The sequence below is a fragment of the Lactobacillus delbrueckii subsp. delbrueckii DSM 20074 = JCM 1012 genome (assembly GCF_001433875.1).
GTDB lineage: Bacteria > Bacillota > Bacilli > Lactobacillales > Lactobacillaceae > Lactobacillus > Lactobacillus delbrueckii.
The window spans coordinates 1-17,157 of record NZ_AZCR01000028.1 but is presented as its reverse complement, the minus strand read 5'-3'; the positions used below and the strand labels follow the sequence as shown (position 1 = coordinate 17,157).

The 17,157-nt window shown below is 51.2% G+C and carries 16 protein-coding genes, 3 tRNA genes and 1 pseudogene; 2 read left to right on the top strand and 18 right to left on the bottom strand.

Annotated features, from left to right (window positions below; all coding sequences use genetic code 11):
• Positions 1-602 precede the first annotated feature (602 nt).
• Positions 603-938 (top strand): hypothetical protein, encoded by a 336-nt coding sequence (locus FD23_RS10970; RefSeq protein WP_311317948.1) that lies wholly within the window; start codon positions 603-605, stop codon positions 936-938.
• Here the strand turns inward: FD23_RS10970 and FD23_RS05255 are convergent.
• Positions 935-1,399 (bottom strand): SufD family Fe-S cluster assembly protein, encoded by a 465-nt coding sequence (locus FD23_RS05255; protein ID WP_230844895.1) that lies wholly within the window; start codon positions 1,397-1,399, stop codon positions 935-937. The two genes, FD23_RS10970 and FD23_RS05255, sit on opposite strands and share 4 nt — an antisense overlap.
• A pseudogene (locus tag FD23_RS09330) lies at positions 1,399-1,533 on the bottom strand (ABC transporter ATP-binding protein); the annotation flags it as partial. The gene FD23_RS05255 and the pseudogene FD23_RS09330, both read right to left, overlap by 1 nt.
• Before the next feature lie 210 nt (positions 1,534-1,743).
• Here FD23_RS09330 and FD23_RS05250 point away from each other — a divergent pair.
• Positions 1,744-2,238, top strand: a complete 495-nt coding sequence (locus FD23_RS05250) for a GNAT family N-acetyltransferase (RefSeq protein ID WP_003611154.1) — start codon at positions 1,744-1,746, stop codon at positions 2,236-2,238.
• Between the two features lie 173 nt (positions 2,239-2,411).
• On the opposite strand, the gene FD23_RS05245 is transcribed toward FD23_RS05250, so the two are convergent.
• The 16 genes from FD23_RS05245 to FD23_RS05175 form a co-directional block, all read right to left on the bottom strand.
• Positions 2,412-2,900: a PTS sugar transporter subunit IIA gene (locus FD23_RS05245; RefSeq protein ID WP_002876925.1), complete on the bottom strand. Its 489-nt coding sequence runs from the start codon at positions 2,898-2,900 to the stop codon at positions 2,412-2,414.
• A gap of 5 nt (positions 2,901-2,905) precedes the next feature.
• The gene (locus tag FD23_RS05240) at positions 2,906-3,406 is read right to left on the bottom strand and encodes a hypothetical protein (RefSeq protein ID WP_025895911.1); all 501 of its coding nucleotides are present in this window, start codon (positions 3,404-3,406) and stop codon (positions 2,906-2,908) included.
• Positions 3,406-4,188, bottom strand: coding sequence for a MurR/RpiR family transcriptional regulator (locus FD23_RS05235; RefSeq protein ID WP_025895912.1), 783 nt, complete (start codon positions 4,186-4,188; stop codon positions 3,406-3,408). The genes FD23_RS05240 and FD23_RS05235 overlap by 1 nt, the downstream gene beginning before the upstream one ends.
• Before the next feature lie 83 nt (positions 4,189-4,271).
• Positions 4,272-6,155 (bottom strand): PTS sugar transporter subunit IIBC, encoded by a 1,884-nt coding sequence (locus tag FD23_RS05230; protein ID WP_025895914.1) that lies wholly within the window; start codon positions 6,153-6,155, stop codon positions 4,272-4,274.
• Positions 6,156-6,199: 44 nt separating this feature from the next.
• Complete coding sequence (locus tag FD23_RS05225; protein ID WP_013440102.1) at positions 6,200-7,534, bottom strand: family 4 glycosyl hydrolase; 1,335 nt, start codon at positions 7,532-7,534, stop codon at positions 6,200-6,202.
• Positions 7,535-7,798: 264 nt separating this feature from the next.
• Positions 7,799-7,951: a hypothetical protein gene (locus tag FD23_RS09905; RefSeq protein ID WP_164477170.1), complete on the bottom strand. Its 153-nt coding sequence runs from the start codon at positions 7,949-7,951 to the stop codon at positions 7,799-7,801.
• A gap of 162 nt (positions 7,952-8,113) precedes the next feature.
• A complete protein-coding gene (gene smpB, locus FD23_RS05220; protein WP_003611142.1) occupies positions 8,114-8,575 on the bottom strand; it encodes an SsrA-binding protein SmpB in 462 nt (153 codons plus the stop codon).
• A 22-nt stretch (positions 8,576-8,597) separates the two neighbouring features.
• Positions 8,598-10,967 (bottom strand): ribonuclease R, encoded by a 2,370-nt coding sequence (rnr, locus tag FD23_RS05215; protein ID WP_025895917.1) that lies wholly within the window; start codon positions 10,965-10,967, stop codon positions 8,598-8,600.
• A gap of 67 nt (positions 10,968-11,034) precedes the next feature.
• Complete coding sequence (secG, locus tag FD23_RS05210; RefSeq protein WP_002876914.1) at positions 11,035-11,268, bottom strand: preprotein translocase subunit SecG; 234 nt, start codon at positions 11,266-11,268, stop codon at positions 11,035-11,037.
• 54 nt (positions 11,269-11,322) lie between these two features.
• Positions 11,323-13,395, bottom strand: coding sequence for an LTA synthase family protein (locus FD23_RS05205; protein WP_052933757.1), 2,073 nt, complete (start codon positions 13,393-13,395; stop codon positions 11,323-11,325).
• An 18-nt stretch (positions 13,396-13,413) separates the two neighbouring features.
• A complete protein-coding gene (locus FD23_RS05200) occupies positions 13,414-14,427 on the bottom strand; it encodes a lysylphosphatidylglycerol synthase transmembrane domain-containing protein (protein WP_025895920.1) in 1,014 nt (337 codons plus the stop codon).
• The gene (locus FD23_RS05195; protein ID WP_025895922.1) at positions 14,420-15,469 is read right to left on the bottom strand and encodes a glycosyltransferase family 4 protein; all 1,050 of its coding nucleotides are present in this window, start codon (positions 15,467-15,469) and stop codon (positions 14,420-14,422) included. The genes FD23_RS05200 and FD23_RS05195 overlap by 8 nt, the downstream gene beginning before the upstream one ends.
• Complete coding sequence (locus FD23_RS05190; protein ID WP_025895923.1) at positions 15,462-16,631, bottom strand: glycosyltransferase family 4 protein; 1,170 nt, start codon at positions 16,629-16,631, stop codon at positions 15,462-15,464. The genes FD23_RS05195 and FD23_RS05190 overlap by 8 nt, the downstream gene beginning before the upstream one ends.
• Positions 16,632-16,789: 158 nt before the next feature.
• Positions 16,790-16,874: transfer RNA gene (locus FD23_RS05185), tRNA-Leu, on the bottom strand.
• Between the two features lie 17 nt (positions 16,875-16,891).
• Positions 16,892-16,976, bottom strand: a tRNA-Leu gene (locus FD23_RS05180).
• A gap of 28 nt (positions 16,977-17,004) precedes the next feature.
• Positions 17,005-17,075: transfer RNA gene (locus FD23_RS05175), tRNA-Cys, on the bottom strand.
• Positions 17,076-17,157 lie beyond the last annotated feature (82 nt).

Here is a 17,157-nt window from a genome sequence, read left to right as displayed (position 1 = left end):
GCACACTGCGAAACTTTGTTCAGTTTTCAAAGTACCAACTTGCGTCTTAGTGACGCAACGTTTTATATCTTACTCGCTTGTTGACTTCTTGTCAACAAGTTTTTGATATTTTATTTTTCGTGTCTCCGGCGAATTCCTTCTTCGCCGCAACAACAAATATTAGTATACTCATTATTTTTGAAAGGTCAAATCAGCCTTTTCATTCGCTTTATCATGGGTACAGCCGGCAGAGTTGTAATATTTTGCCTTGCCGCTTCTGCTTCTCTTATTCTGCTTTATCTTTCTTTTTAATTCTTCAATGAATTCCTCGTTCGTTTTTTGCCCTTTTTGCCGGGAAAAATAATTTTGTTTTTGGTTTTTTATCTGCTCTTTTATCTCCTCTTTTGCCTTTCTCTACTTGTCTGTATAGCTTATAAAAAGAGCTTTGAAAATAAAGTCGCCGTGCTATTTGGCTGTTGGCAGCCCTTTCCCTCACTTTTTCTTCCCTGGTACAGTTATCAAATCCTTTTCATTTTTCACATAATTTTTCTTGTGTTCCTTATGTCCTATATTCCATTTTGGACTATTGTTTTTGTTTTTTTAGAAAGGCTGATCCAACTTCCATGATCAAAACCCGTCTTATCAAGCAGCTGGGCTCTTCCAGCCGCTACCTCAGCCAATTCGCCTATGCCTTTCTGGCTCCCTTGACCCTGTTTGCCGTCTTGGTCAAAATCGACGCCCCGGCCAGCATCTTCCTTTTTTGTGCCGTGCCCGTGATCACCATCGTCATCATGGTCGTCATGCTTGTCGCCGATAGTAATGGCGATCACATTCATCCCGGCTCTGGCTCCCTGCCCGTAAAGGTCAGAGTCATAGTCAGCCAGAATTTTCCCGTCGCTCAGCATCCCCATGGCCCAATCCACCTTGGCGTCCCGGCCGACCCAGGCTACCCGCTTTAAGTAGGCGGTCGTTTTTTGCCCAAGCGGTCGATAGCGGCATACTTAACCCGGGAGCCGGCTAAGGCGCAGATCTCCACCACCAGGTTGGCTGTTGCTTCCTTGTCTCCTCGGCTGGCCACTTTTTCAAAATAGGAAAAAGCCGCGTTTTTCCCGGCCACGAGCAAGACGTGCAAGGCAAAGTCCTCTTGCTTTTGGCTGTCTTGCAAATAAGTTACAGTCAAGGGCTCTGCCAAGGCCACATTGTCTGGCACATAGACAAAGAGCCCCTGCTCCATCTTGGCCACGTTTTCTCCTAAAAGGCGGTTTTCCTTAAAATTAGCCGTCCGGCCAAAGTGCTTTTCCAGCAGGTCTCCGTGCTCAGCTAAAACCGTCTCCCAGTCGCAGACGACGCAGCCTTTTGCCCAAAATTCTGCCCCAGCTTCAATGGAAAAAGCTGCCCTCTTTTGCAAGGGCCGGGTCAAAGAGTCGACTTCTCCGTCCCATTTGGTCCCATAATGGCATGGATCTCCCCGGTTTTCAGCTGCAAGTTAACCACTTTGAGAATCTCCTTGCCGGCAATTTCTACGTGCAAATCAGTAATTGCTAACTCTGACATGACTCACCTCAACTAGTTATCTACAAGATTTAGTATCACGTCTATTTATAGCACACAAGAAATAGTGGTTATAGAGGACGAAAGGAGAAATATGCGATTTTTTAAAAGATCGCAAATCACCAGAAAAATATCTGAAAACTTCAGAAAATAAGCCAGTAATTTGACAAATCATTCTAGCCTGCTACACTGACTAAACATAATCAACTAGTTATGGAAAGGATCCTGTCAACCGTGAAAAAGCGTCAGAAAAACGACTTCAGCAAAGAAATTCAAGTCAAACATTTTAACGAGCTCTCTGCCCGGGAGGTCTTCTGCCTGTCCAGAATCCGCGATGACGTTTTCGTTGCCGAGCAGGAAATCACGGTTCCTGAACTGGACGACCAGGACCTTTCCGCCTACCATGTCTTTCTTTTAAATGAAGACCAAAGCAATGCCCTGGCGGCCGCCCGCTTCTTCAGCGAAGAAGGCCGCTTCTACATCGGCCGGGTCGCCGTGCAAAAGACTGCCCGCCACCGCGGGATTGCCAGCCAGCTGTTAGGCGCCATTGAAAACTACGTTTTGGCAAATAACTTAACCAAAGAACTTTATCTGCACGCCCAAGCCAGTGCCCGGGACTTCTACCTGGCCAATGGCTACCACGATGTCGGCCCCGTCTTCATGGAAGCCGGCATCCCCCACCAAATGATGGCTAAAAGCCTCGCCTAAGCAGCCGCAAGGCTGCTTTTTTCATACAAAAAACTGCCCCGGGAAAGGTCCCGGAGCAGTCTGGCGATTTGTGAGTTAGTAAAGAAAGTTTTTTAAAATAGAGGAGTAAAAGTATAAAGTAAAAGTTTTGGATTAAAGAGTAATGTTAAAAATGGTAAAAATCATCACGCGCTTTAGTTAAAGGCAATTTCCTGCGCGTCGTCGCCCGCCTCTACAGGGCGCGGGTCGACATCCTTGACTTCTTTAAGCAGGTCCATGTTGGTGTACACCACCATGACCGTGTTGTCTAGGCCGTGGTCAGCCACGTCGGCAATGTCCATTTCCGCCAGCTTGTCGCCAGCCTTGACTGAATCGCCTTGCTCAACGAAGAGCTTGAAGGGTTCCCCCTTCAGTTCCACCGTGTCGATCCCCAAGTGGATCAAGACTTCCAACCCTTCGGCCGTCTTGATGCCAATAGCGTGCTTGGTCGGGAACAGGGTGGTAATGGTCCCGGAAACCGGGGCAACTACTTCCTGGCCGGTCGGCTTAACGGCAAAACCGTCGCCCAACATCTTTTGGGAGAAGACGTCATCGCTGACTTCGGACAGGGGAATCAGATTGCCCTTGATGGGCGCCTTGACTTCATTGCCTTTTGACTTGGACTTTTTAAAGAAATTAAACATGAATATCAACCTTTCACCGCTCTAAAGGCGAGAACTACATAGAACACAAAACAAATTACGAATAAAGAAGCAATCAAGTAGGTCAAGGACAGCAGCTGGCTCGGCTTTACCTTGCTCTCTTCAGGTAAATCCTCTCCCCGCCGCAGAGCAAAAATAGCGAAGAGGAGACAGAACCAGTTGCCAACGATCAGCTGGGTCCACAGCTGCAGCTTCATGAACTTCATGTACTGGCGCCGGTCGGCCAAGAGGGCCCCGCCGTCGATCCAGCAGAGGTAACCCAACAGAAAGTCACCGGCCGCCACGATAATTGACACCGTGGTCGCGGGACTGGCCGCGATGAAGTCAGTGATCGTCTGCTTGGCCGCCCCGGCCCGCAGCTGCAAGAGCAGCAGGTAGGCTAGCGGGGCAAAAAAGAGGACGAAGGTGTAGATCTTTAAAATTCTTTTCGGCGTCAGACGGGCGGACTTAGTCAACCTGTCTAGCCAATTCAAAGCTTTCTCCTGCATTATTCATCCTCTTTTCTCAGCCACTCGCAGTAGCCGTTAATCAATAAATCAATCATTGTGTAAGCCGGACTAAAAGCCCAGTTCTTGGTGCTGTTGCTCTCATGGAAGAGACTTGGCTGGAAAAAGAGACTGTAGTCAGACAGACTGGCCAGCCGGCTCTCCTTGATGGTCGTCAGCGAAGTAATCGTCAAATGCTCATTGAGCAGGTGCAGCTCATCCAGGAGCTGGCACAAGTCAGGATCTTCCCCGGAAAAGGAAATCACAATCAATTGGTCATGGTCTTGCAGCCAATTCTTCGACATCTTCAATTCACTAATCGCTGATGGCATGACAACCGTCGGCTTGCCCACATTCACCAGGAGCTGGTTGGAGAGATAGCTGGCGATAGACGCCTGCTGCCAGCCGGTGGTGTAAATGTAGATATTTTCTGTCTGGTTTAAGGTCGAATAAAAGCTTTCAAAATCCAGTGTCCTGAAATAGCTGAGCTCTGAGCGCAGATTCTCGACCAGGCGCTCGGCGAAGGTATCTTGCTGCTTAACCATCCGCTTCTCCCCCTTGGAAAAATCTGCCAGCTCGTATTTCAATTCGCTGTAGCCACTTAGACCGATCTTTTTGCATAAGCGAAAAATGGCCGATTCTGAAACATAAAGCTTCTTGGCCAATTTCGCCAGACTGAGTTCGCTGCATTCAGCAGCATTGTTCAGCAAGTAATTCAAGATCTTCTTATCCGATGGATTCAGATAACTTGATTTTTCCACGATTCGTGCTTTTAGTCCTGCCATAAAAGTCTCCTCTTGCTAACTTGTTGACGTTTTCACCTAGTTAACAGAATAGCACTTTTATGGGCTTAGACCAATTTAAAAACTTACATAATTTCCTTCATCTTGTCGACAACCCGTTCAGCTTCCAGGCCGACCACGATGTCGATTTCCTGGTCATCCCGTCTTTCAACGGCGCTGGCCCCGAACTTCTTAAAGTCGTCGTCGCCGGCAACCTTCTTAGTGTCAAAGACGTGGACTCTTACTCTGGTTGAGCAGGAAGTCAGTTCTTTAATATTGCTTCTACCGCCCAGCAGGTCCAGGTAGCCGGTGGCCTTTTCTTCATCAGGGTCGGCTTCGGTCTTGGCAACGGTGTTGCCGCTGTCGGCAATAATATCTTCAATTCTTTCCAGAACTTGGGCAACGTCCAGACCAACGATAATCTGGATGGCTGAACCGTGACGGACAACCCCGACTGCCTGGTTCTTTCTGAAGGCAGCGTCGGCGCCGACCTTGTTAGGATCCTTGACAGTTACCCGCAAACGGGTTGCGCAGGAAGTAATTTCAGCAATGTTTTCCGGTCCGCCCAAGAGGGTCGTGTAAGCCGTAGCTCTCGCGATGTATGGGTCAGAGGAGTTTTGCCCGGCAGCTTCAGCAGCTTGTTCAGCAGCCTTGGCTTCCTTGTATTGCTTCTTGTTCATCAGCTTGACTTCCTGGTCGTCAGCTTCCCGGCCTGGAGTAGCGTAGTTGAACTTGACGATCATAAAGCGGAAGATGAAGTAGATGATCACGGCATAGATCAGACCAATGATGAATTGGGCCATGTAGGTGTGCCAGTGGTTAGCCCACAGCGGTAGCCAGTCCATGGAAGCAATCCCGATGGCCCCGTCAGTCATTTGGCCGACAACGCCGAAGATGTACATGGTGGTGTTCATGGTTGCGGCCAGAACTGAGTAGACAACCCAGAGGATTGGAGCCGCGAAGAGGTAGGTAAAGTCAACAGGTTCAGTAATCCCGGCCAGGAATGAAGTCAAAGCAGCTGGCAAAAGCAAGGCTGAAGTCTGCTTCTTCTTGCCCTTCTTGGCAGTGTGGTAGAAGGCCAGGCAGATGGCTGGCACAAGGAAGACTTTTTCATTCCCGTAAAGCATGAAGCCCATGTTTGGAGCCAGGCTCTTCAGGCTCTTAGTGCTTTCGGCAAATTCAGTCAAGTGCTTGAGCCACCATGGTTGCAAGCCCCCGGCAACGACGGCCGGGCCGTATTGGAACGGAATGTAAACCAAGTGGTGCAAGCCAGTTGGAATCAGGACCCGGTTCAAGAAGTTGAAGATCCAAACCCCGATCAAGCCGCTGGATGCCATGAATTCCTGCAAACCAGTAATGCCCATTTGTACCCTTGGCCAGATAAGGCAGGTCAGGAAGGCAACTGGGAACATGGCCACGAAGCCTAAGATGACAACGAAGGCTGAACCCTGGAAGGTACCCAGGAAGTCCGGCAATTTCTTGTCAAAGTAGCGGTTGTGCAGCCAAACCACGATACCGGCGATGACCAGGGAACCAACGATACTGGTGTCCAGGGTCTTGATCCCGGCAATCATGGTCAAACCATTGTTGGCTGAGTTGGCCACGATCTGGGTATTAACGTAGTCCTTAAGGCCGAAGAAGGCACCCCAGTGGGTCAGGAAACCAGCGATAAAGTAGTTGAAAGTCCAGTAGGTAACGATGGCTTCCATGGCTGCCCGCCCGTGGGCCTTCTTAGCCAGCCCGATTGGCAGGCCGACCACGAAGAGCATGTCAACTTGGTTAAAGACGGTCCAGCCACCTTGTTGAACGGTGTCCCACAGACCGTACCATAAGGTATTGGTGTTTGCCAGTGAGCCAAAGATCAACGAGTTGTTGAACAGGCTGGTTAAGGCAACCACGATACCGGCGAAAGAGAAAAGCAGGACAGGCACGAACATCGCCGCCCCGAATTTCTGTAGTTTCTGCATCATAAGCAATCTTCCTCCTTGCTTCTTTTTATTTCAATTCATTCTAACTACTTCAAATCCGGCCAGTAAGGCTTGTTGACGACCATCATGTCGTCCAGGATCTTCTTGGCCACGCTAGCGTCTGGAACAGTCTTGTTCAAGGCAAAGGCCTGCAGCATCTTGATGTAGGACTTTTGCTCATAAGCATCGACAACCAGCTTTTCGCAGGTTACTTGTTCCATCATCAGACCCAGTTGGAAGCGGCCGGCTTCACCGACTACCAGCGGCTGCACGCCGTTTGAGCCAAAGAGGCAAGGCACTTCAACGATAGCATCGTCTGGGAAGTTGCAGATGGCCCCGTTGTTCGGAATATTGGCCAGGTACTTCTCGTGGGTGTTGAAGGCGATCGCGTGGCAGATGTCAATGATGTAGTTGGAGTGCACTTCGCTTTCCCAAAGGTTGCCCTTGGCCGTGCCTTCCTTGACGATCCGGGCGCATTCACCGAAGACTATCTTTTGCCGGTATTCCAGGATTTCATCGGTTCTGGTGTAGTGCGGGTTGGCGTTTTCCACTTCGTATTGCGGGAAGTAGTAGTACTGCATGTAGTTGTTTGGCAGAGTCGTCGGGTCCAAAGCGTAGCAGTCAGCAACCTTCTTGAAAGTTGCGACCCAGCTGGCTTCGGTTTCCTTGTCGAAGTCTCCGCCCACGTAGTAGCCGTTCTTCTTGACATATTCTTTCAAAAGCGGCATTAGGTCTTCCCCGGTCTTCTTGTTGGTAACGCTCTTCCACCAGCCAAAGTGGTTCAGACCGTAGTAGGTAAAGTCGAGGTCCTTGAAGCTCTTGAGCCCGGCAATGGCCGCCATTCTGCCCATGTCATCGATTGGCATGTCGCAGATGTTGACAACCTTGGCATTCGGGCGGAAGCGCCGGCAGGCTTCAGAAACAATCGCGATCGTGTTGGAGTAGTTGACCATCCAAGCGTTTGGCGAGTACTTTTCCATGAAGTCGATGATTTCAATGATGGCCGGGATTGACCGCAAACCGTAGGCCATGCCTCCAGGGCCGGTAGTTTCCTGGCCGTTGACCCCATACTTCAAAGGAATCTTTTCATCCTGGCTGCGCATTTCGTACTTGCCGACTCTGATTGAGCCCAAGACGAAGTCAACGTCAGTGAAGGCTTCTTCCGGGTCAGTCGTATATTCAAATTCGACTTGCGGTGCCTTTTCCTTGACGATGATGGCGCAGGCGTCACCGATCTTCTTTTGCCGGTCAGCATCAATGTCGTACAGTTTCAGTTTCCGCAGGGGAAGCTTATCTTGATTGGCACAGAGACTGATAACAAATCCAGGGGTGAAGGTGCTGCCACCGCCGGCAATAACTACTGAAAATTTCTTGTCTGACATAAATCAATTGCTCCTTACAAAAGACATTGTTTCATCACATGAGGCCTTTCAGGCGCCCCGACCTCCCGTAAGCTTGCTTACACTCTTATTATGGCACCGCTTCCAGATATGTAAAGAGCTTACAAAAACAAAGAATCATATTTCAGATTGTGAAAAGTATTTCGCAAGGGTGAAAAACATTTCGGAAAGCTGTCTAGACTAATTTTTGCAAAGAAAAAAGGCACTGGTCTTGCCAGTACCTCGAGATTGACTTAATTTAATTAACTAAAGCTGCAGGCCATTTGGCAGAGCCAAGGCAACAGCGAAGACCAACAGAGTAGCGCCGATCAACCAAAAAGCAATTTTCTGCCCCTTTGGCAGCTCCTTTTCAACACCAAAAATTACCAAGCCCAGGCCGATCAGTCCGGACAAAAGCATGATTCAAAAACCCATTGTCTATCCTCTTTCTATTACTCTGAATGAATTTTTTGCTTACACTTATTCTGCAACTAATACCGGCCTTTGCAAGGGCTTTTTTGGAAAGCGTAATATGTAGATAAGTATACGCGAATACAAAAAATCCGCCTTCCGGCGGATTCCTTAAATTCTGTATTTTCTGCGCAGTTCCCGGTCCTGGTCGCGCTTCTTGATCGTTTCGCGCTTGTCGTATTCCTTCTTACCCTGCGCTACGCCAATCAAAACCTTGGCAAAGCCGTGCTTCAAGTAGACCTTGAGCGGCACGATGGTCATCCCCTTTTGGGCCTTCACATCAGCCAGTTTGGCGATTTCCTTCTTGTGCAAAAGCAGTCTGCGGCTTCTCAGCGGGTCATGGTTGTAGCGGTTGCCTTCCTTATATTCATCGATATGAACATTTTCCAGGAAGGCCGACCCGTTGATGATCTGCACGTAGCCGTCACGCAAGGTCACGTGCCGTGCTCTGACTGACTTGATCTCCGTCCCCGTCAAAGCAATCCCGGCTTCATAAGTATCCTTGATGAAATAATCATGCCGGGCTTGCCGATTCTGCGCGAGGACATTTTCATCCTTGGCTTTTTGTTTCATAAAAAATCCTCCCGCTTACATATTAACGGTTTGGCCGCCGGCGGTTGCCTCTTTCACTTTGCCCCAGCCGCTGGCCGCGGTTGTTGCGGCTTGGCTTGTGACGCCGGTCACCGGTCTTGTCGCGGCCGCCGTAATTGCTCCGGCCCTTGAAGTTCCGGTCCCCGCTTCTTCTGCCCATCCCGCGGTCATTGTGGGGCCGCTTTTTGGCATCTGGATCGTAAACTTCAAAGTCCAGCTGGTGCTGCTCAACATTCGCATTGGTCAAGACAACCTTGATCGGCATCCCAACCTTATACTTCTTGTGGGTTGCCCGGCCGGTCAATGTCATGGTCTTTTCATCGTATGAGTAGTAGTCGTCCTTCAAGTTGGAGATGTGGATCAAACCTTCCACCGTGTTCTCCAACTGCACGAACATCCCAAAGCTGGTTACTGATGAAATAACCGCTTCAAACTTGTTGCCGACCTGGTCAGCCATGTATTCGGTCATCTTCAAGTCGTTGGTTGCCCGTTCCGTATCGATTGACCGCCGCTCTTGCATTGAAGTCTGATCAGCTACTTCCGGCAGTTCTTCCTTAAAGTGCTCCTTGACCTCATCCCCCATTCCTTCTTCCAGGTAGGCGTGGATCATCCGGTGGGCCATGGTGTCTGAATACCGGCGGATTGGTGAAGTAAAGTGGGTGTAGTACTTGGCCGCGATCCCGAAGTGGCCCAGCGGATCTTCTGAGTAGTGGGCCTGCTTCAAGCTCCGCAGTAGCATCATCTGGAGAACCGCTTCTTCCGGCGTGCCCAAAGTCTTGGTAACCACCTTCTGCAAGTCCAGCGGCTCGATGTCGTTTGGATCTGCCTTGACGTTCAAGCCGAAGGCACTGCAGAATTCAAAAAATCTGGTGATCCGGTCAGCTTCTGGCGTTTCGTGCACCCGGTAAAGGAAAGGCACTTTTTTTCTGTAGTAGGCTTCTGCCACAGTTTCATTGGCCAAAAGCATGAAGGATTCGATCATCTTTTCGGCTGTCCCCCGGCTGTGCAGGACGATGTCCACCGGCTTGCCCTTCTCATCCACGATGATCTTGGCTTCCGGTTCTTCAAAGTCGATGGCCCCCCGGGCGTGGCGCTGGTTGTACAGGGCTTCATGCAGAGCTGCCATGTCCTTGAGCATTGGCCGCACCTTAACATACTTGTCTTCCAAGTCGCTGTCCGGCACGTCAGCGCGCAAGGCCTGGTTGACCTTGTTGTAGGTCAAACGGCCGTGGGACCGCATCAAGGCCGGGTAGATGTCGTAAGATACCCGCTCACCTTCCGGGGTGATTTCCATGTCACAGGACAGAACCAAACGGTCAACGCCTTCGTTCAAGGAACAGATCCCGTTGGACAGTCTGAACGGCAGCATTGGAATAACCCGGTCGACCAAGTAGGTACTGTTGCCCCGGGCAAAAGCTTCCCGGTCCAAAGGCGTTCCTTCTTTAACATAGTGGGCCACGTCAGCGATGTGGACGCCCAGGTGGTAGTTGCCGTTGTCCAGCTTCCACAAAACGACCGCGTCGTCAAAGTCCTTGGAGTCATCCCCGTCGATCGTAACGGCTGGCTGGTCGGTGATGTCCCGCCGGCCTGCTTCATGCCTCTCTTCTTCAGTTACGTGGTCCGGGATGGCATTGGCCTGCTCTAAGGCGTCTTCTGGCCATTCAGTCCGGATGTCGTGTTCCGCTACGATGGACATGATGTCCACGCCCGGGTCGTTCTTGTTACCGATAATTTCGACAACTGCCCCGGTCATCTGGTCTGGCAAGTCTTCGGTCGGATAGGTCTTCAGAGATACCTTGACCATGTCCCCCATTTGTGGGATCAAGCCGTTTTCAGATACATAGACCCGGTACTTCTTGAACTTCTTGTTGGTCGAAATCACGTAGCCGGCAAAGTGGCTGATCTTGGCCTGCAGGTCTTCCAAAGGGGTGTATTCGCCGACAATGCTGCTGGTCCCGCGCTCCAGTATTTCTTCAACCTGCCCTTCCGGCCCCTTCCCGTTCCAAGGGTTGCCGCCGGCCGTGATCTTGACCTTGACCCGGTCCCCGTCCAAAGCCAGCTTGGTAGCGTCAGAGTTGATGAACACGTCATCGGCTTCTTCATCATCTAAGCGGACAAAGCCAAAGCCCTTGTCGTTGGCCCGGAAGACCCCTTCGACTTCAGTATTTTCCTGGGCCAGCTGGTAGCGGCCGTTGCCGTCAGTGATGATCTGCTTTTTCTGCTCCAGGTAGGCCAGGGCCTTGACCAGGTCGGTAAAGTTGCCCAAGCGGTCCCGGCGGGCCTGCCGCTCGATCTGGTCAACGCTGAATTGCTTTTGCGGGTTGTGCCGGAAGATCTCCAACACGCCCGCCAATACAGTCTCGTTTTGCGCCATTATTTTCTCCATCTGTATTTTCGTTAAAAAAACCTCCCATCAAGCAAGTGATCGGGAGGTTAATTGATTATTTAGAAGACAGGATTGCCAAAATAATCGAAAAAGCAAAGAACAATACCAGTAGAACTGACGTCACTTTTTCCATAAAGGCTTCAAAGCCCCGCTTCTTGGTCTGGCCGCTAAAGACGGCGCCGCCTGACAAAGCGTTCAAGGCATCTTGCTGCTTCTGTGGTTGCATCATTGTCGCAATAATGATCAGCACTGAAACAATGATCAACAGCGTCATAATAAAGTTGTACAATGCACTGCCTCCAATTTATCCTACAATTACCTTACTATTATATCATAGATAGACTTACTTTGTCTTAGTTTTTTTCAGTTCGGGCGCGTCAGTTTTATAAAGACTGCTTGCGTCCTTCTTGCCCAGCTGGCTCTTTAAGCTGGTCTTGCTCTTACCGGATTCTGCCAGCTTCTTTAAAGAGTCAGTCTTATTGTAGTCATAGTCACTGGTCTTGACCGGAGTAAACCAGGAGAGGTGGTAGAAGCGGAGCAGGTTCCCGGTCACGACCCGGTCAGACAGGGTCAGCTGGGTCAAAACCTGGTTGGCGATCAAGCGGCAGGCCTTCTTTTCCTTGGCGCCGGTGACCTTCTTGCCCGTCTTGGTGTAATAGTAGCTGCTCCCCACCTTGGTGTAGGTCGGGGTAATAAAGTTCCCATTCCGCTGGGCCACCACTTGCGGGTTCTTTTTACTTAATAGGTCATGGCCAAACAAAATCAAGTCCTTGCTCTTGATCCCCAGCAAGTTCAACAGGGTCGGCATCACGTCGATTTCCCCGCCGTAGGTATGCTTAATGCCGCCTTTTAAGTTGCTTGAATAAAACATGAGCGGCACTCTTTGCTGCTGCTGGTCGTCAAACTCCCCGTAATTTTTCTTCCCGGTCAGCTGGGCCATAGCCTCGTTGTGGTTGTTGGAAATCCCGTAGTGGTCCCCGTAGAAGACCAGGAGGGTCTTTTTGTCCAGACCAGTCTTCTTCAGCCAGGTCATGAATTCGCCGATCGCCTGGTCCAGGTAGTGGGCCGTCTGCACGTAGCCGTCAACCGTGTTGTCCCCGGTCGTGGTCTTCTTGATCGACTGGTTCTGCTTGTCCAAGGTATATGGATAGTGGTTGGTGACCGTGATCATCTTCAAGTAAAAAGGCTGGGGCAGTTCAGAGATGTACTTGGCCGACTGCTGGAAGAAGATCTTGTCCTTTAAACCGTAGCCCAGGTACCAGCTGTTTTGGTACTGGTAGTAGTTCAAAGAAGCGAAATAATCATAGCCAAAAGACTTGTAGGCATTGTTCCGGTTCCAGAAGGACCCCGTCCCCCCGTGCATAACGGCGGAAGTATAGCCGCCTTTTTGCTTCAAAATAGCCGGCATGGATTCAAAAGTATTGCTGGTCCCGTAAGTCGACATGGCTGACCCCGACTGGACCCCGAAGAGGGAGTTTTCCAGCATCAGTTCCGCGTCAGAGGTCTTCCCCTGCCCCACCTGGTTGAAGAAGTTGTCAAAAGCCAGAGTGTGCTTGGAATGGTAGATCTTGTTCAAGTTAGGCGTGACTTCCTTGCCCTTCCACTTGTAACCGATCAAAAACTGCTGGAAGCTTTCCAGGTGGATAACGATGACGTTTTTCCCCTTGGCTGCACCCGTATAAGCTGAATTTGGCTGGACGTAGTTGGCCTTGAGGTACTTTTTAACAGAACTCAAATCCGACACCTTGGCATTAGCCATCTGGGCGTTGGTCTGAGCCGTCTTGATCCCGTCATAAAGGGCATATTCGTTGATCCCTAAATACTTGACGATGTAGTTGCTGTCAAAAGTCCGCGTGAGCAGGCCTGACCGGTCCTTTTGGGACAAGAGGAGGTTGCCCCCCATCAAGAGCAGGGCCGTCAGTTCAATGGCGACCTTCCTTTTCCAGGACTGGGCGTAGAGGTCCATTTTGAAAAACTTCCCCAGCAAAAGCCCCAGCAGGATCAAGGGGTCAGCAAAGGCTAAAAAGTCGCTGCCCTTGAGGATGCCGGCAATGCTTTTGCCCAAATTCTCCGAAGCGCTGCCCGAATTCTGCAGCAGGGAAAAAGAGAGGAAGTTGGAGAATTCCCGGTAGTAAAGGATGTTGGCGAAAAGCCAGGTAGCCAGGAGGAAGTCCAGAACAAGCATGGTCCAGTAGGACTTGCGCCCCTTCATCAGCATCCCCAGACCCAGGATCAGCATCCCCGACGGAATAGGGTTGATGAGCAAGAGGAAGCCCTGCAACGGGCCCGTCGCCCCCAGGGTAAACTTGGTCAGATATATTAGGTAACACTTGAGCCAGTAGCCGAAGACCGCCAGAGTAAAGAAGCCGTTCTTCGACGTCCGCAGCCAGGTCCCAAAGGCCTTGATTTTCTGCATTTCTTTCACCTCAAAAAATCAGTCCCGCAACTTAGCCGGCTTGAAGGACCAGCCAAAGATGCCGAGAATCATGCCGAAGAAGTAGGTCACGAACCGCCACAAGAACATGGCCAAAACGACTACCCCCGGCTGGCTGATGAAGCTGGAAAAGAGGGTCTGGAAGCTGAATTCCGCCCCGCCACTGGCCCCAGGCAAAGGAATCACGGCCATGAACATGATGATCAAGATCGTCATCAAGGTCACTTGAACATAGTCAACTGGTTGACCCAAGGCCCGCAAGGTCAGGTAAGGAGCCGAGTAGTAGCACAGGAGCTGCCCAACCGTCAAGAGGACCACGCCCCAGAGCTTTTTCTTCTCAGCCTTAAGGGCCTGGCTTTCCTTGTAGAAGCTTTCCACTTGCTCCAGGGTCGACTTCTCCCAAGCCTGGGCTCTTTCCTGGCCAAAAATCCGCCCCAACAGCTTCATGACCTTTTCAACAGCCTTAACCGTCCAGTTATGGACAAACATGGCTAACAGGAGCAGGATGATGGAGAAGACGTGGAGGGCAAAGCCCAGGAAAATAAAGATAGCTAAAGCCGAGAAATTGCCGGCCACAAAGTGAAAGCCGAAGATAAAGGCCGTCAAATAGGCAAATAAGACAACCAGCTGGTAGCAGATGAACTTCATCATCAAAATCGAAGTTGCCCGGCCACCGGCCATGCCCATTTCCACCATGGCCGCCAATTGCGACGGCTGCCCGCCGGTGGCCATCGGGGTGATCCCATTGAAAAGGGCCTGGATGAGCGGAATCCGCAGATAAGACCAGAAGCTCCGCTTGGCTGTCCCCGGCCTTTTGGCCAAAAGACGGAGGATCAAGGCCTCACAGACATAGGACAAGGCCATGGCCAAAAAGACCAGGGCCAGGCGCCAGGGAATAATCTGCCCGGCTGCCGCCTTTAAAGTCGCCATTGGCATGGCCCGGAGGTCAAAGTACAAAACAAGGGAGCTGATCAATAAGACGATCATGACTCCCCACAGATTTTTCTTATTCATAGCTGATCTGCCCCAATTCCCGGCCCAGCTGGTACTGCTCCTGGTAGAAGTCCCGCCAGATTTCAGCCAGGTGGTCTTCAGAATACTGCTGGCTGGCCTTGCGGGAAAGCTCCTGCTGGCGGGCCAGGACTTCCGGATGGGTAGCCGCGAAGCGGAGCCGTTCGTTCATTTCAGCAGAGTCCTTTCCGGCCAGGTAGTAACCGTCAATGATCGCCCGGTAGAGGTCCAGGTCTCTGAGCAAGACCGGGGTCCCGCAGCTGAAGGCTTCCAGAACTGACATCGGGAAGAGTTCGTCAAAGGACGGCAAGAGGAAGAGGTCGGCCATGTTCAAGTAGTCAACCAGCTTTTCCCGGTCGATGATGCCGGTAAAGGTCAGGTTCTTGGGCGGGTTCTCCACCAGCTGCTTGAAGTGGTCATAGCCGTCCGTGATTTTGCCGAAAGAAAAGCCGCCTGCCCAGATAAACTGGTAGTCGGGGTTGGCTTCCGCCAACTTGGCGAAGTCGTCGACCCCTTTTCTGGCCTGGACCTGCCCGTCGCCAAAGACAACGAACTTGTCCTGCGGGATGCCTAATTCCTGCCGGGTGGCGTTCTTTTTGGCCTGAGTCTGTTCATAGAACTCACTCTTGGCCACGAAGTTCGGAATGTAGCGGATCTTGTTTCTGTCCATGCCGTATTCAGTCAGCTTGTCGATGAAGATCGGGTTGACGACCACGATCTGGTCCATCCGCTTGTAAAAGTCGATCACGTACTGGTAGAAGACCTTTTTAGCCACCCCTGGCAATTTGATTGACCCTTCCAGGGTATCTGGCAAAAAGTGGACATAGCCGATCTTGCGGCCTCTGGCTGGTGAAAAGCTGTTGGCGAAGTAGGTCGGATTGATGGTGTGGTAGTGGGTCAAGTCGCTTCTGCCGTACTTGTTGATTGTCACGTAGAAATCATCGACCAGGTGGGTCCTGAGAAGCCGGATCAGTTCCAGGTAGGCTGCCCCGACCCCTTGGCCGGCAACTGAGTCCGCCTGGGAAAACATGTTGATTCTAATCATTGCTGTCCTCTTTTTTCACTTGATAGTTGTCAATCGCGTACTGGTAAAACTTGTAGACCTCGCTGGCAAAGTGGCTGGCGGAAATTTCTTCCAGCTTTTTTGCCAGGAGCTGGGGCGGAATCTCCTGCCGACCCTGCCGCAAATAAGCCGCGATTTCTTCCTTCATCTGCCGCAGGCTTTCAAAAGTCAAGCCGTAAGCCGGGTCATTGAAGACCTGGTCGGTGTAGTCGGTCTTGTAAACCACGCACTTGCGTCCGCTGCCCAGGGCTTCGATATAAGTCAGCCCCTGGGTTTCCGTGTCGCTGGCTGAGACGAAGAAGTCGGCCATCTTATAGTAGCTGGCGACCTGGTCATGGGGAATATTGCCGGCAAAAATCACATGGTCTTCCAAAGTCAGGCGCTCAACCTGCTCTTTTAAGACATCCGCGTCCGGGCCGTCGCCGGCGATAACAAAGACCAGCTTAGGGAATTCGGTCAACAGGTCTGGCATGACCCGGAGGATGCGGTCAATCTTCTTTTCCGCGGCTACCCGGCCCAGGGTGATGATCACCTGGGCATCCGGGGCAATCCCCAGTTTTTCCCGCAGATCCGCCTTCTCCGGGCCACTGATGGCGTCCAGGTCAACCCCGGTAGGAATCACCCGCATGGGGATCTCCACCCCGTAGCGGACCAATAAATCCGCTACCCGCTGGCTGGGCGCGATGACCCCGTCCATATTCTTCAAGTAGCTCTTGGTGAACTGCTGGACATGAACTGGCCGGAGCAAGTGGCCGTTTAAGACATAGTGCAGGTAGTCTTCGTACATGGTGTGGTAGGTGTGGATAGCCGGGATGCCCAATTGCCGGGCCACGTACTTGCCAATTAAGCCCATGGAAAATTCGGTCTGGGTGTGGACGATGTCCAGGTTGACCTCCTTGGCCACCTTGACCGCCTCAAACAGACCCCGGAAAGCAATCCGCCGCTCAGAGAAGCCAATGAAGGGCACGGAGCTGAAGCGGAAGATGTTGGCTTCAACCGTGTCCTTGTCGACGTTGGGATCAGTTGTCGTGAAGATGAAGACATTGTGACCCTGGGCCTCCAAAGCTTCTTTAAGGGTTTTGATCGACGTCGCTACCCCGCTGTTTTGCGGGAAGTAGGTGTCTGTAAACAAACCGATATTCATGTGCTTTCATTACCTCCATACTAAAAGACATTATAGAGAATCGGCAAAAGAGGTGCAAATTTCTTTACCAAAATCCTAAAGAATAAAAGATATTTGCTGCAGGGAAAAAGATAAAGATAAAAGAAAAACGACTCCCAAAAGGAAGTCGTCTCAAGCGATAGCGGTGATCGGGGTCGAACCGATACGTCCGTAATGGACACCAGATTTTGAGTCTGACGCGTCTGCCAATTCCGCCACACCGCCGTGATATTAAACTTGAATAGCGGTGATCGGAGTCGAACCGATACGTCCGTAATGGACACCAGATTTTGAGTCTGACGCGTCTGCCAATTCCGCCACACCGCCATGCTATTCTACTTGGCCGTTAAGCCCAAGGCGGCGATCGGAGTCGAACCGACGATTAAGGTTTTGCAGACCTCTGCCTTACCACTTGGCTACACCGCCACGATTATTCTTTTCTGCCCTTCGGCTAGGGCGGTATGTGGGAATCGAACCCACGAATGCTGGATCCACAAACCAGTGTGTT

Bases quoted from the DNA above. Each gene is read 5' to 3' on its own strand.
- FD23_RS05230 (WP_025895914.1), bottom strand. From the start codon at position 6,155: ATGATGCAGAAACTACAGAAATTCGGGGCGGCGATGTTCGTGCCTGTC.
- FD23_RS05240 (WP_025895911.1), bottom strand. From the start codon at position 3,406: ATGCAGGAGAAAGCTTTGAATTGGCTAGACAGGTTGACTAAGTCCGCC.
- FD23_RS05245 (WP_002876925.1), bottom strand. From the start codon at position 2,900: ATGTTTAATTTCTTTAAAAAGTCCAAGTCAAAAGGCAATGAAGTCAAG.
- FD23_RS05190 (WP_025895923.1), bottom strand. From the start codon at position 16,631: ATGAATATCGGTTTGTTTACAGACACCTACTTCCCGCAAAACAGCGGG.
- smpB (WP_003611142.1), bottom strand. From the start codon at position 8,575: ATGAAACAAAAAGCCAAGGATGAAAATGTCCTCGCGCAGAATCGGCAA.
- rnr (WP_025895917.1), bottom strand. From the start codon at position 10,967: ATGGCGCAAAACGAGACTGTATTGGCGGGCGTGTTGGAGATCTTCCGG.
- FD23_RS10970 (WP_311317948.1), top strand. From the start codon at position 603: ATGATCAAAACCCGTCTTATCAAGCAGCTGGGCTCTTCCAGCCGCTAC.
- FD23_RS05250 (WP_003611154.1), top strand. From the start codon at position 1,744: ATGGAAAGGATCCTGTCAACCGTGAAAAAGCGTCAGAAAAACGACTTC.
- FD23_RS05235 (WP_025895912.1), bottom strand. From the start codon at position 4,188: ATGGCAGGACTAAAAGCACGAATCGTGGAAAAATCAAGTTATCTGAAT.
- FD23_RS05205 (WP_052933757.1), bottom strand. From the start codon at position 13,395: ATGCAGAAAATCAAGGCCTTTGGGACCTGGCTGCGGACGTCGAAGAAC.
- FD23_RS05195 (WP_025895922.1), bottom strand. From the start codon at position 15,469: ATGATTAGAATCAACATGTTTTCCCAGGCGGACTCAGTTGCCGGCCAA.
- FD23_RS05200 (WP_025895920.1), bottom strand. From the start codon at position 14,427: ATGAATAAGAAAAATCTGTGGGGAGTCATGATCGTCTTATTGATCAGC.
- FD23_RS05225 (WP_013440102.1), bottom strand. From the start codon at position 7,534: ATGTCAGACAAGAAATTTTCAGTAGTTATTGCCGGCGGTGGCAGCACC.
- FD23_RS09905 (WP_164477170.1), bottom strand. From the start codon at position 7,951: ATGCTTTTGTCCGGACTGATCGGCCTGGGCTTGGTAATTTTTGGTGTT.